This is a genomic window from Erwinia sp. GW821-FHT03D09, from assembly GCF_059420805.1.
The window spans coordinates 1-13942 of the sequence record NZ_JBWKUK010000032.1 but is presented as its reverse complement, the minus strand read 5'-3'; the positions used below and the strand labels follow the sequence as shown (position 1 = coordinate 13942).

At 54.9% G+C, this 13942-nt stretch carries 10 protein-coding genes and 4 pseudogenes; 9 read left to right on the top strand and 5 right to left on the bottom strand.

Annotated features, from left to right (window positions below; translation table 11 throughout):
* Positions 1-70: 70 nt before the first annotated feature.
* Positions 71-247, top strand: a pseudogene (locus AC07U6_RS21880) (tyrosine-type recombinase/integrase); the annotation flags it as partial.
* Positions 248-427: 180 nt separating this feature from the next.
* On the top strand, positions 428-1255 hold the full coding sequence (locus tag AC07U6_RS21875; protein WP_494762524.1) for an aminoglycoside phosphotransferase family protein: 828 nt from the start codon (positions 428-430) through the stop codon (positions 1253-1255).
* Positions 1256-1562: 307 nt separating this feature from the next.
* Here the strand turns inward: AC07U6_RS21875 and AC07U6_RS21870 are convergent, their stop codons facing one another.
* Positions 1563-3047, bottom strand: a complete 1485-nt coding sequence (locus AC07U6_RS21870; protein WP_494764479.1) for an aldehyde dehydrogenase family protein — start codon at positions 3045-3047, stop codon at positions 1563-1565.
* A 159-nt stretch (positions 3048-3206) separates the two neighbouring features.
* On the opposite strand from AC07U6_RS21870, the gene AC07U6_RS21865 reads away from it, so the two are divergent.
* The 4 genes from AC07U6_RS21865 to AC07U6_RS21850 all read left to right on the top strand — a co-directional run bounded on the left by AC07U6_RS21865 (position 3207) and on the right by AC07U6_RS21850 (position 7135).
* Positions 3207-4508 (top strand): NAD(P)/FAD-dependent oxidoreductase, encoded by a 1302-nt coding sequence (locus AC07U6_RS21865; protein WP_494762523.1) that lies wholly within the window; start codon positions 3207-3209, stop codon positions 4506-4508.
* A gap of 13 nt (positions 4509-4521) precedes the next feature.
* Complete coding sequence (locus AC07U6_RS21860) at positions 4522-4887, top strand: cupin domain-containing protein (protein ID WP_494762522.1); 366 nt, start codon at positions 4522-4524, stop codon at positions 4885-4887.
* A 207-nt stretch (positions 4888-5094) separates the two neighbouring features.
* Positions 5095-6594 carry an APC family permease gene (locus AC07U6_RS21855; protein ID WP_494762521.1) on the top strand — a complete coding sequence of 500 codons (1500 nt, stop codon included), beginning with the start codon at positions 5095-5097 and terminating at the stop codon, positions 6592-6594.
* Positions 6572-7135 (top strand): DUF3156 family protein, encoded by a 564-nt coding sequence (locus AC07U6_RS21850; protein ID WP_494762520.1) that lies wholly within the window; start codon positions 6572-6574, stop codon positions 7133-7135. The genes AC07U6_RS21855 and AC07U6_RS21850 overlap by 23 nt, the downstream gene beginning before the upstream one ends.
* 37 nt (positions 7136-7172) lie before the next feature.
* Here AC07U6_RS21850 and AC07U6_RS21845 read toward each other — a convergent pair whose 3' ends face one another.
* The 3 genes from AC07U6_RS21845 to AC07U6_RS21835 form a co-directional block, all read right to left on the bottom strand.
* A complete protein-coding gene (locus AC07U6_RS21845) occupies positions 7173-8288 on the bottom strand; it encodes a class II histone deacetylase (protein ID WP_494762519.1) in 1116 nt (371 codons plus the stop codon).
* The gene (locus AC07U6_RS21840; protein ID WP_494762518.1) at positions 8285-9478 is read right to left on the bottom strand and encodes an MFS transporter; all 1194 of its coding nucleotides are present in this window, start codon (positions 9476-9478) and stop codon (positions 8285-8287) included. Before AC07U6_RS21840 ends, AC07U6_RS21845 begins: the two co-directional genes overlap by 4 nt.
* 103 nt (positions 9479-9581) lie before the next feature.
* Positions 9582-10265, bottom strand: coding sequence for a LuxR C-terminal-related transcriptional regulator (locus AC07U6_RS21835; protein WP_494762517.1), 684 nt, complete (start codon positions 10263-10265; stop codon positions 9582-9584).
* 873 nt (positions 10266-11138) lie between these two features.
* Between AC07U6_RS21835 and AC07U6_RS21830 the strand changes: the two are divergent.
* Positions 11139-11260 (top strand): annotated as a pseudogene (locus AC07U6_RS21830) (3-oxoacyl-ACP reductase); the annotation flags it as partial.
* Positions 11261-11330: 70 nt separating this feature from the next.
* Positions 11331-12122 carry a MoaF C-terminal domain-containing protein gene (locus tag AC07U6_RS21825; RefSeq protein WP_494762516.1) on the top strand — a complete coding sequence of 264 codons (792 nt, stop codon included), beginning with the start codon at positions 11331-11333 and terminating at the stop codon, positions 12120-12122.
* A 169-nt stretch (positions 12123-12291) separates the two neighbouring features.
* Here the strand turns inward: AC07U6_RS21825 and betT are convergent.
* Positions 12292-13716: pseudogene (gene betT / locus AC07U6_RS21820) on the bottom strand (choline BCCT transporter BetT); the annotation flags it as partial.
* An 81-nt stretch (positions 13717-13797) separates the two neighbouring features.
* Between betT and AC07U6_RS21815 the strand changes: the two are divergent.
* Positions 13798-13942, top strand: a pseudogene (locus AC07U6_RS21815) (TetR family transcriptional regulator C-terminal domain-containing protein); the annotation flags it as partial.

Below are 13942 nucleotides of genomic sequence, written 5' to 3'. Positions count from 1 at the left end.
AATCGTGGTGTGCCCATACGCTCCTCCTGTGCTCAAACTATAGGGCAGGATCGTCTACCGGGGCGGGGTCAGTCCACGTTTAAACGAAATGGGCTATCGACCTGATGCTATTGAAGCTCAACTTGCACACGCGGATACCAACAATGTTCGTCGCACATACAACCATGCAACTTATCTTGATGAGCGTAAAGTGATGATGCAGGAATGGGCTGATATGTTGGACAAATGGGTAGCAGGATTCGAGTAGAACTTACTGCACTTAGTGAACCACGAGGATAGAACTCATTCCTCAGGGTCCACTTTGTGCCATGAGCGGAAGTTGCCTTACTAGAAAACAGCATGCAGGAAAGCGCTTCATCTATGGGTTAAAATGCCTGAATGCATGCCTGTTTCCCACTTTGATTGTAAGGATGTTAAAGAAGGCTTTATGGATACGTTCAAGTTAAAACCCTGGCTAAATCGATGGAACCTCATTCCTGATGGCACTCCATTTATAACTCATACATCCCAGTTATATCCGGTCAAAACAGCAGCACATGGTGTTAAAGCTATGTTAAAAGTTACGGATGATACTGATGAACAAGCCGGTAATGCACTAATGGCATGGTGGGAAGGAAATGGTGCGGCGCAGGTGATTGCACATGAAAATGAAGCAATTCTTCTCTCAAGAGCAACTGGTTCCGCGTCTTTATCAGCAATGTCCCGTGGAGATAAGGATGATGCAGCTTGCCGTATTTTGTGTATTACTGCGAACCGACTTCATACATTCGTAAAAGCACCGTTGCCCCAGCTTACGCCATTACATGAATGGTTTAATCCTCTAAAACCAGCAGCCTTGAAGTATGGTGGTATCCTGACACGTTGCGCAGAAATTTCAGAAGAATTGCTTTCTTCTCCACGAGATGTGGTTGTATTGCATGGTGACTTACATCACGAAAATGTGCTTGATTTTGAAACGTCAGGCTGGCTTGCCATTGACCCTAAAGGGCTAATAGGTGAACGCGGACTCGACTTTGCTAATATTTTTACTAATCCGGATCTTGGTAATCCAGTACCTCCTGTTGCGACTGTACCGGAGACATTTAAACAGCGTCTAAGTATCGTCACCAGGATGGCTGATCTGGACAGAGAACGCCTGCTCAAATGGATAATTGCATGGTGTGGTCTTTCAACCGCCTGGTCCCTCTCAAGTAACGATACGGTTTCAACAACTATAAAAGTTGCCGAGTTGGCGATGACTGAATTGGAACAGTGAGTGGGATATCGACAATGGGTGTAGTGATTTCCTGTACGTCCGTTTCTCGCTCAAAGCGGACATGGATCACTTGCTGGATATGCACATCGTGCTCCAATGCGCATATCCCATTATTTTACGGGTCAGCCCGGTATGTTCCATCATGGTTTTATATATCGATGACTTCACACGATAATCGACGTCATACTGTCTCAACAGATGGTTCAGACAGGCCAGATTGCAGGCTTCGATGTCATAGTGATGTAATCGGCTTGGTCCTTTAAATCAAGCCGATTGTTTATTGACTTCGCAGCGGTATTTAAAGCCTTTAATAACGAAGCATCACAGACTTCAACTCCGTATAATCATCGATAAAGGCACTACCGAACTCGCGACCCATACCCGATCCTTTTATGCCGCCAAACGGCACCGCCGGGTCGAGGAAGGTATGCATGTTGACCCACACCATCCCGGCTTCGATCGCTTCGGAGAAACGCAGTGCCTGGCGAATATTATCCGACCAGACGCTGGCTGCCAGGCCATACGGCGAAGCATTGATGCGGGCCAGAGCCTCTTCTTCGCTTTGATAGCCGATAAAACTGCACACCGGGCCGAAGGTCTCTTCGTGCATCAAGGTACTCTCTTCACTGTGTACTTTTACCGCCGTCGGCTGCAGGTAATAGCCATCCCCGGGAAGCGCCTGGCCGCCGCAGACGATCGTGTCGCCCTCTTCGCGCGCGGTCTGGATCAGCTTGAGGACTTTTTCATGTTGCTGGCGGTTTGCCAGCGGGCCCATCAGTGTCTGTTCATCCATCGGTGAACCCGGCGCAAAGGCGGAGAGCTTCTCCTTAAGCAGTTCCAGTACTGTATCGAGTTTTCCCTGCGGCAGATAAAAGCACTCCGCCGCCGCGCAAATCTGTCCCTGGTTCAGGTATCCGGCTTCAATAATACCGTTTACCATCGCCTCAGGCGTCAGGTCGTCGAGAAACAGCGCCGCGTTTTTGCCACCCAGCTCAAGAGTCACTCGTTTGCCCGTTGTGCTGGCCGACTGCTGGACTTTCATGCCTGTCGCCGCCGAGCCGGTGAAACTTACCTTGCCGCAGGCCGGGTGGGTTATCAGCCGCTGGGCAATTTCGCCGCCGGCACCGTTCACCACATTAATCACGCCATCAGGAATACCGACAGCTTTCGCCAGTTCCGCCACACGCAGCAGCGTCAGTGGCGTATATTCGCTCGGTTTCAGCACAATGGTGCAACCGCAGACCAGTGCTGCCGCCAGCTTCCAGATGGCGATCATAATAGAGAAGTTCCACGGCACGATGCCAACCACCACGCCCAACGGCTTGCGGCGGGTAAAGGCGGTATATTTTTCTCCAGCCATTGAAGGTAATGACACATCCAGCGTCTCACCACTCACTTTTCCCGCCCAACCGGCGAAGTAGCGCAGAAATGACACTGATTGATCCAGCTCCAACATCCGCGCCACAGTAATAGTTTTTCCTGAACAGAGGCTTTCCAGTTGTGCCAGTTCTTCGCGATGCGCCGCCAGTGCATCCGCCAGTTTCAGCAGCAATGTTCCGCGCGTCAACGTCGGCATCTCACGCCACGGGTAAAACGCCTGGCGGGCGCTCTCCATGGCGCGATCGGCCTGGCCGACATCCGCCATCGTAACCTCGGCAATCGCCTTCCCGGTCGCCGGGTTAATCACCGCGAACGCCGCGCCGCGGCCCGCTTCCTGTTTCCCGGCAATAAACTGCCCGTGCGGCTGGCGTAAAAAGGCAGTCACTTCCGCCAGTAAAGTTACATCGCTCATCATCGGCCTCCGTTTTTCCAGCAAAGTGCCTTCATCACAGCATGATTTTTCACCGCCGCCCATCGTTCTAAAGAACGTCATACTTGCGGACGATATTCAGTGCTCACGCGGCCTGCTGTAATGAGTACCTTGAGCCAGGCAAGACGACAAGGTAACGCGATGAACATCAAAATCGATGCGCTAAACTACTACGGCGCGACGAAAAAATACCAACTTCATTTCCCGGCGCTACGGGAAGATATTGAAGCCGACGTGGTGATCATCGGCGGCGGCTTTTCCGGCATTAATACCGCTCTGGAGTTGGCGGAACAGGGCATCACCAACGTGGTGATACTGGAAGCGCGCCATCTCGGCTACGGCGGCACCGGGCGCAACGGCGGTCAGGTAATGGCCGGGATCGGCCACGATATCGAAGCGGTGAAAAAGCACGTCGGTAAAGAGGGTCTGGAGACGCTGTTTAAAATATCTAACCTTGGCGCAGGAATCATTCGTGAACGCATCCGCAAATACAATATCGATGCCGATTTCGTGCCGGGCTACGGCTATCTCGCCTATAACCAGCGGCAGCTAAAAACGCTGCGCCAGTGGGAGAAAGAGTTTAAGGCCGCCACGCCGGATGAAGAGATCGCGCTGTATACCGGCAAAGATGTGCAGCAGGTGGTCGGTTCCGACGTTTACTGTGGCGCGTTGAAACATATGGGGGGCGGTCAGATCCACTCGCTGAATATGCTGCTCGGTTCGGCGCAAGCCGCTCACTCGCTAGGGGTGAAGATTTTCGAATACTCACCGGTGGTGGAAGTGAATTATGGCAGCCAGGTGCGGGTACGCACCGCCATGGGTAGCGTCAAGGCCGCCAGGCTGCTATGGGCCTGCGACAGCTTCCTCAACAACATGGAGCCGGAAATCTACAATAAGACCCTGGTCACCTACTCCTATCAGGTATCGACCGAACCGCTCTCCGATGAGCTGATTGAGCGTATCAGCCCGTTACGCGGTGCTTTCAGCGACATTCGCCCGGTGATTAACTACTATCGTGTCACCCGAGAAAACCGTCTGCTGTTCGGCAGCGCTACCCGCTTCGTGGAATATACACCGAAAGATTTTGCCGCCTGGAACCGCACGCTGCTGGCGGAAGTCTTCCCATATCTGCAGGATGTGAAGATCGATTTCGCCTGGGGCGGGCCGATGGCCTGCAGCGCCAACCTTTTCCCGCAGATCGGCACCTTACGCGATCACAATAACGTCTTTTACGTCCAGGGGTACTCCGGCTTTGGCGTCACCCCATCGCACATCGTGTGCAAAATCCTCGCCGAAGGGATCAACGGTGGTTCCGACCGCTATCGTCTGATGAGCAGTATTCCTCACGCGACTATCCACGGCCGTGACAGCTTGCGTTTACTGCTGGTCACCGCCGGAAAACTCATGCATCAAACCGCCGGTTTCTGGAAAGGCCGGAGTTAATCAGGAGAACGAAATGCACGCTTTTAAACTCGAACAACCGGTACCTGAACTGCAGTCGATTGGCAGCGTAAGCCTGCTGGGCGCAACACCCACCGCTGGCGACCCGCAGGTTGCAGGCGCGATGATTTACGGTGAGCCGCAGGATGCCTTTACCTGCGGATTGTTTTCGTCAACCCAGGGGAGCTTTACCATGACCTATCCGTTTACCGAGCACGCCACCGTTCTGGAAGGCGAAGTGGAACTCACCGTCGCTGGCGGTAAGCCGCAGCACTTTGCGCCCGGCGACAGTTGGTTTGTCAAACAGGGTACCGAAGTGGAGTGGAAAGTCCTGACGCCGCGCTTTGTTAAACACTACATGGCGAACGTTGAGACACGCTAACACCACGGTTTTTCAGCGCGGATGGCCCCGGTTTGCGGGGCCATCTATTTTATCCGCCGTCACAACCATGGACTGCGTCATAGCATTACCCGCCGCTCTCCACCTTCCGGACGATATCCGTTAAGCAGGATGCCCGCCTAAATTATGACTATCAGGGAATGATGCAGGCTGTTCCCTGCTCTCCCCAACATTGTGCAGAGGTTGACTATGTTTAATAACAGACTTGCCAGCCACCTTGAGCGCGGCGTCGTCGGCTTTCCGACCACCCTTGCCAGCTCCGTCGGACTGATTATGGCAAGCCCGGTGATCCTGACGGTTACCAGCGGATTCGGCATGGGCGGCGACACCTTCGCGCTGGCGGTACTGCTGGCGTTTATTATGATGCAGGCACAGGTCACCACCTTCGCTGAAGCGGCGACGCTGATCCCCACCACAGGATCGGTCTATGACTATATCTCCTGCGGCATGGGCCGTTTCTTCGCCATTACCGGCGCGCTGTGCGCCTATCTGATCGTGCATATCTTCGCCGGAACGGCGGAGACCATCCTCGCCGGAATTATGGCGCTGGTGAACTTCGAGTCGATCAACGCGCAAATGGCCACCCACCACAACACCTGGATGGTCGGCGTCAGTATGGTAGTAATTTTCGGTCTGCTTAATGCCATCGGCATCGAGATTTTTGGCAAGGTCGAAGTGGTTCTGACTTTCGGCATGTGGACGACGCTGACCATTTTCGGCCTGTGCGGCATTTTTATGGCACCGGTGACGCACCTGTCCGGCTGGTTCGGCACGCCGCTGGACGTCAGCGATATTTCCGGCCTGTTCGGCTATATCGGTATGGCGATGTTTATGTTCGTCGGCTGCGAGCTGGTGACGCCAATGGCGCCAGAAATCAAAAAAGCCTACCGTACCATTCCACGAGCGATGGCGCTTGGTCTATTGGGGGTTGCAAGCTGCATGTTTATCTACGGCGCGGCGATTAACCGTCAGGTAGAAAACGTGGTGATCGACGCGGCGAACAACGTTTATCTGCTGGATACACCGATGGCGATCCCGGCCTTCGCCGGGCGGGTTATGGGGCTCGCCGGGCAATACTGGCTCGGAGTTGGCCTGCTACTGGCGGGCTGCGCCACCATCAATACACTAATGGCCGCAGTACCGCGTATTATCTACGGCATGGCGCTGGACGGCGCGCTGCCGCGCTTCCTCACCTGGCTGCATCCACGCTTTAAAACACCGGTGATCGCCATCGCTATCGGTGTGGCGATCCCCTGCCTGCACGCCTGGTATCTCAACGGCGATCTGGATCGCATTGTGCCGCTGATCCTCGCCGCGGTCTGTGCCTGGGGCGTCGCTTACCTGCTGGTTACCCTGTCGGTGGTGATGCTGCGAATTCGCCGCCCCGACCTGCCGCGCGCCTACCGCTCGCCGTGGTTTCCGCTACCGCAGATTATCTCCAGCGTCGGAATTATTATCGCTATCGTTAATATCACGCCGCCGGGGATGGACAGCCGCGATGTGCTGGTGCCCTTCGGGATTATGCTCGGCCTGACCGCTGGCTACGCCTTGTTCTGGACGGTATGCGTGCAGCGCGTCAACCCGTTTAAGCCGCTGGCGGTGGAAGAAGTGGTCGAGCGCGCTATCGGCGACTATGAAAAACAGACTCGCGGGGAGATGACACCTGATGCACTCCGTCCTCTGGTTTGAAACGCCATTAATGAACGCGGTGCAGCGCGATTTAGCGGGCTGGCACTGCGAGAAACTAAGCGAGCGCAGTGCGGTGCTGCGCATTAATGACAACACCGCCGTCACTTTCAGTGTGCGGCAGAAACGGCTGTTTATGGCCAGCATTCACAGCTGCGAATTTGTCATCGGGGGGCAGGTTACCCGGCGAGTTCGCGGTAAGATCCGCGCTCATCAGTCCGGCTGGCTTAAACGCCAGCCAATCCGCTTTATCGCCAGCAAAGACTGTGAAGAACTTACCCACTATCTCAATGGTTTTCCCAATCTCCAGCAAACCTTAAGCGAGCTGGACTATCGCCGCTTTTCGCTGACGTTCGGCGCCCCTGGCTGGCGCTGCTGCATTGAACCCTGGGCCGCCAGCGAAGTGGTGTGCAAAATGCCGCCGCTGCGCCGCTATCTGCGGCTGGAAGCGCAGCAGCGGATGCTGCTACTGAGCGTGATGGCTATGATCAATCAGGCGGTAAGCCAGTGGATGAACGGCGCACAAGCCGCAGACGAAAAGTAGGATCCTTCCCCGCCCAGACAGCGGGGCCTGATGCGATTTATTTTAATCCAAACTGTTGCGCCAGTTCATTGATGGCCTGGCGCTGGAACTGCACAAACGCGGCGCGCGGCTGCTGTTGCTGAATAAATTCCAACAGTGGGTCCTGAACATCAGTGCGTATGCCGCTCAGCGTCTCCATCACCGCCAGGCCGCAGAACGGCACATAGGATTCGGCATAGCCACCTTCATGCACCATCACCAGTTTACCGCCACACAGACGATCCGCCGCCTGCTGAACCTGTTCAGTCATCATCCGGAAGCTATCGCTATGCAACTGCATCCGCGCAAGTGGGTCCATGGCATTCGCGTCATAGCCGCAGGCGATAATAATCAGCTCCGGCTCAAAGCGCGCCAGCGCCGGGATGACGATCGTTTCCAGCGCGTAGCGCCAGCTATCGTCGCCCGCACCGGCCAGCAGCGGAATATTGATGTTGTAGCCCTCGCCCTCACCTACACCACGGTCCGCCTCGCCGGAATAACCCGGCGGGAAACAGCCGTCCTGATGCAAAGAGATCGTCAGCACGTCATCGCGTTGCAGATAGATATGCTGCGTGCCATTACCGTGGTGGACATCCCAGTCTATAATTGCCACCTTGCCGAGCCCCAGCCGCGCTTTCGCTCGCTCAACGGCGATCGGTATGTTGGCCAGAAAGCAAAAGCCCATCGACTGATCCGGCAGGCAGTGGTGCCCCGGCGGGCGCGAAAGCGAATACGCGTTATCCAGTTCGCCCTTGATCACCGCTTCTACCGCGGCGCTGGCAAGACCGGCAGAGAGGCAGGCAATTTCATAGCTCCCCGGTCCCAGCGGTGCCTCTTTGCCGAGCATACCGCCGCCGTTATCGCTTATCGCCTTAAAGCGCCCAAGATAGCTATCGGGGTGGATCCGCTGCAGATCCTCAAGAGTCGCCGCTGCCGCGCTGCGCAGTTCCAGTTGCGCAGTCAGTCCGGAGACATCCATCAGGTTTTTCATTCGCCGTTTAGTCTCCGGCGATTCGGCGTGCCCGCCGCCAGCGGGTGGCTGAACCCAACCGCCGACCGGCAGCGTCACCGCGTGCAGGCCAGTGCTGTGCCAAAAACAACGTTCATCAAAGAAGAAACCGGTTTTTCTTTTCACTCTATCCTCCCGTTGGCTAAGCCTTTCCCGGCGGACGATGCCACCGCAATCAAAATCAGTGACAGCAGCGCGCAGACGCCTGCCGCCGCCAGCAGCGGGTCAGCGCTGGCAAAATGCTGCAGTAAGGCACCCGCCAATGCCGGACCGGCCGCCATCCCACCACCGATCACCAGATTAATGCTGTTCATCAACCGGCCATTGTTATCAAGCCCGGCCACGCGGGCGAGGATAAAGGGCAGCACAAAAGTCCAGGTGAATTTAAACAGCACCGCCGCAACGGCGTAGCGCACCAGCAGCGGATGGCCAGCCAACAACAGGACACTGGCCATCAGCAGACCGTAACCCAGCCACACCGGTATACGGTCCGGTCGCTGAGTACCGCGCAGCGCAGCGCCAGCCGCACCGACAATGCCGCAGACCGTTGCCACCGCCAGCACCATCCCGACGTGCGTCGGGCTAAGCCCCGCCGCGCTGCCGATGGTGCCAATAAAGGTCCATATCGCGCTGAGACTGATGTAGAACGTCAAAACCGCCAGCAACGCCAGCACCTTACGCCACATCAGCGCCGAAGGCTGACGCTGGGAAGCCTTCAGCGGCCGAAAACGCGGCGGAAAAGCCGAAGTCAGTGGTATACAGCAGAGCATAATGGCCGCGAGGATCAGATAGGCCACCTTCAGGCCAAAGATCTCAAACAGACCGGGTAACACCAGCAAGCCGAGCATTCCCAGCAGCAGTTGCCCCAGCACCCAAAACGCGTAAACCCGCGACGGATTCGACGTTCCCGCCGCGCAACTGATGCACAAAATCATCAGCGTGCCGCCCGCCAGCGAGGCGATAAAGCGCGCCGCCAGCAGAAGCTCATACTGAGTTACCGCCGCCGAGGCGATGTTGCCGACAAGAAACACCATGCTGGCAGTGAGGGCGACCCGTCGCCAGTCCAGGCGGCTCATCCACCACCACGCCGGCAGCGTCGCCAGGCTCATCGCACCGAGCTCCGCCGAGAACAGCCAGCCGATCTGCCCCGGTTTAAGGTGCCATTCGCTGGCCAGCTGCGCCGCTACCGCTGGTGCGGTCATTAAAATCCCCGGCGCAATGGCGGCAAAAATGACAATCGCCGCCAGTAAACGCAGCGACACCACCAGCCCCGTAGGCTGTGAAAGCGCATTATTAGTGAGAGGGGTACCTGGCATCGTAGGGCGCGCTCCAGTCAAAAAAGCCTCCCCCCGGAGGGTTATCCAGGGAGTGATGCCCGCAGGCATCAGGAAAACGCCGTGCTACCACGGCGCAGTCAGATTACAGATGCAACGTACGCTGAGCAGCAGGCATCCAGATTCGGGAAACAAGTTCAGTACGATTGACAACGTCGGTCTTGGCGAAAATGTTGCGCAGGTGGGTTTTCACCGTTGAGAGCGAAATATCAAGCTGGCGAGCAATAAGCTTATTGCTCGCCCCTTCACGCACCATACCGACGATTTCCCGCTCTTTAGCCGTCAGGATGATGGGTAATTCATCCTCTTCCTGCAGAAAGTCGCGAATGGCAAGTTCCACCAGCGGCAATACTGCCTGGGCCCGCAGGCGTTCCTCGCTGGAAAAAGGGACATCGCGCATCAGTGAGATACCAGCAACAATCCGCCGTTCGCGGCGAATAAAGATTTCGGTCATGTCACGTACGTTGTTTGGCAACATAAACTCATGGTAATAATGGCGGTTGCGATCGCAGAGCCACGGTGTCATTGCCGCCATAGTGGTGCTCTGATGGCTAAAGTGCGACGGCAAATGTGGATCTAACAGCTGGAAGCTCTCCAGATATTGTTGGTGTGTATTATTAGAAATATTATGCAATATATAGTTTTCGGGTTTTAAACGATTATTTACGCGATAAAAAACCGCTGAAGACAGTGGAATTAACTGTGAAATAGTCTGTAAACAACGGGCTATTATCGTATCATTACAGTTTGCTTTTAATAAAGCAGACATGATATCCCCCCCTGTCAGATGCTGGCATGTTGCATGCGGATTACCCGGTTAGGCGAAACATACACTTCACATTTAACTAACACAATAGTTAACATATTAACAATGTGATATCCATAACAATGTTTTCATCAAAACATTGTTATTTAAGCATTTAAAAACAAAAGGGTTGTTTTTTTACGCCTCCTCGTTAAAACATAAACGAAAGCTATTAACATCACACAGTATTGGCTATCTCGGATTAAAAAACCTGATATCGACGGGTTCAAGCTCGTCCTTTAGAACGATAGTATTTTTCTTTTTTTTATTTACATCTTAAAAAGATGTGTCAATAATTTAACGTTACAGATTAATAAATTAACCACGTCTGACTTGCCATTTCCCAAATACGGCTAAGCGCACCAATAAATAATAGAATATAAGCCGATACTGAATATCGCCGCATTACGCCAGAAACAAGTTCTCGTGGTCGTTAAGCCGCGCCGGCAACCTCATCTGCCGCCATTGTGCCAGGTACAATAGCGGCAGGAAGCGGCAGCGGCTGGTGAAGTCCGGCCTCAGCGACAGTGAGGCGCCGTGGCAGTTGTTTAATCTGCATGATGATCCGCCGGAGATACACGACGTCACAGCCGAACATCCCAAGCGGGTAAAACCATGAACGCAGACTGCGAGGCATTCGCGGATTGGCTATCGTTCTTCTGGACGATAGCCGGGGATTCACTTGCTTTTTAATGTAGTCAAAATCCCCTTTACGGGAGAGAACGAATGGCGAGAGTCGTGGGTATTACCGCTGGCGAGCGGGTGTTGATCGCCGGGAAGCGGCGAGCCCAACGGCAGGTTATCGCCGATGAAGCCGGCACCACGGTGCTGGGCTCCGGCTACGTCACCGCCAGGCATGCCCTAATCGGCGTGATGCGTGCCGTCGTTCGTGATTACGGCCCACAGGAGTGTGCGCCAGTGCCATCGGTCCCGGCTGGATCATTACCCCGATGGCTGATGGCGGTTCCGGTATCGTCAATGTTCCCACGCTCGCGTTTGCTTAACGTCCTATTCTACTAAGGAGCCCACATGACTTCAGAAGCCGTATTTATCCAGGTCGGCGCGCTGGCGGATGGTTTTGCCCCGCACGGCAACCTGTTGCCTGCCGCCAGCCTGTCTGCAGGCGAAGCCTTTACCTTTTATGCAGCAGGAAGCGAACCGCAACGGCTGGTTATCGAGGATGAACAGACGCTGCGCTGGAACGGGCAGCGCACGCCCTGTCGGGCGAGCGCCATTCGCCCCGATATGCTGTTTATCGATTTCCTCGATCCAGCGCGCGATAACGCCAGTATCAGCGCGGTTTGCAATCTGACACAGCGCAATGCCACGCTGGTGTATGGCCAGCTACCGGACGAAGCCGCCACGCGGCTGGATGCCTTCAGCCGGGTAGAGCAAGGGTTGCCGCTGACTGCGGTTGAGGCACATTTTATCTTCGCCCGTCTGGATAACCAGCCGGGGCCGTTACCGGCATTTACCGATGCCCTGGTCGGTATGCGCAATCAGTATACCTACAGCCCGACCGAGCGTTATGAGCATGTGTATCTTAACGATAATTTCTACGCCTGGCAGTGTCTGGACGGCGTGGAGAAAGGGTTAGCAGATGTCGATCGCTGCCACTATGTGCTGGTTGCGGAGGATCTCTATTTGTTCGTCTGGCGGGAGAAAATCATTCCAACGCTGGGGGTGATCCTGATCGACCTGCAGCAAATGCGTACCGGCGGTAAGATCATGGGCTATCAGGGCAGCGATTTTATTGCGTTAAGCAATTTCCCGGTCGGCGCGAGCGCCAAAATTCTGAATGTGACGACGTATCAGGGGTAACAAAGGCATTCCCGAATGGCGCGGCTACACAGCAGAATGTACGATACGCAACTGGCTAAGTTGAACACCCAACTGCTACTTTATAAACACTCATTAGGTGATGCACACCCACTGAAACCTGAGTCCCAGTGGGTGTGCATCATCGGGGAAGCTTTCGTTTCCCCTCTTTTTACATATCCGGGAAGGTCAGGTTATTACCCGGTGCTTCACGGTTCAGGTGAATAAAGTTCAGGTGACGTTCGTACCGATCGAGAATATCGATAATCACCTGTTCCTTGCTGTAGTCCATCAGGTCATTCCCCTGGCTGCCTTCACGCAGGAAGGTTTCCAGACGGAAGTAGCTGGACTTACTGCTGCGGGCGCGATAGGTGAAGCCCGGCACCGAGTATTTCTGCGGTCACACCTGATAGACAAAGTCCTGCTCGTCGCCCGGATGTACCTGGAGTTCCAGATGCCCCAGATCTTCCCCTTCCTGCGCCGGTAAGTTGTCCAGCATCACTTTCCCGCCGCGCAGCTCCAGCTCCTTCGCCACATCCTGCATGGCCGGATAGACCACGGTTTGCATCATCTGCCCGGTATAGCGGGAACCGGAGTAATTCATCAGGCGCGACAGGCATTTCTTCCAGCTCAGTCGGTCGTGCGCGCTGGCCAGATACGGTGCAGTATCGCGGTTAGCACTCACCCGCCGGTAATCCTCTACCTTCAGCGATTTATACAGACCGGCCATCACAAAGAAGATCACGAAACTAAACGGCAGCCCCATAATCACCGTGGCATTTTGCAGTGCCGAAATGCCGTTGGTCATCAACATACCCAACGTTAACAGCCCGATAGTGACCGACCAGAAAATACGAATCCAGTTAGGCGCATCGCTGTTGATGTCTTTCAGCTTACAGGTGAAGTTACCCAGCACCAGTGACCCCGAATCCGCTGACGTCACGTAGAACAGCATGCCTGTGATGGTGGCAACCTAGGCGCTGAATTTAAAGGCTGGATACTGTGCCAGCAGGCTGTAGAAACCACGTTCGGCATGATTCATTACCTCCTGACCGAAACCCGCATCACCGTGAATAATCTCGTACAGCGCGGCGTTGCCAAACACCGACAGCCAGAGCAGAGTAAAGGTGAACGGAATAATCAGCGTACCCAGCACAAATTCGCGAATGGTACGGACGCGTGAAATACGCGCCAGGAACAGGCCAACAAACGGTGACCAGGCCACCCACCACGCCCAGAAAAACAGCGTCCAGCTGTTCATCCACTCGACCGGACGATCGAAGGCGAAGGTGTTCAGCGTCATACCGGTAAAGCGGTTGATGTAATCCCCCACGTTCAGCACCAGCGCGTTCAGCAGAAATTCGGTATTACCGAAGAACAGCACAAACAGGATCAGGAACAGCGCCAGCGCCACGTTCAGCTCCGATAAGATTCGGATGCCTTTATCCACACCGGAGGTAACGGAAATCGTGGCAATCACCACTGACAGCACAATTAACGCCGTCTGCGCGCCCAGCCCTTCCGGGATATCAAACAGCACCTCCAGCCCGTAGTTCAGCTGTACCACGCCGATACCGAGCGTGGTAGCGATGCCGAAATTGATTTTGTCCTTTTCACTGGCAGGTGGATTATTCATTAATTACCTCTGGTTTTAAATCAACAAAAGAATTAACAACAATTCAGCATGTTAGTGGTGGAATTTCGCAGGGAACTGCCGCGAGAAGCGGCGCGAATTGCCGGGCACGAACTGGCCTCGCTGATTGATGGCCTCTGGCTACGTGCCGCGCTGAGCGGCAAACCGTTTGATGAAGAGCTGGCGCGGG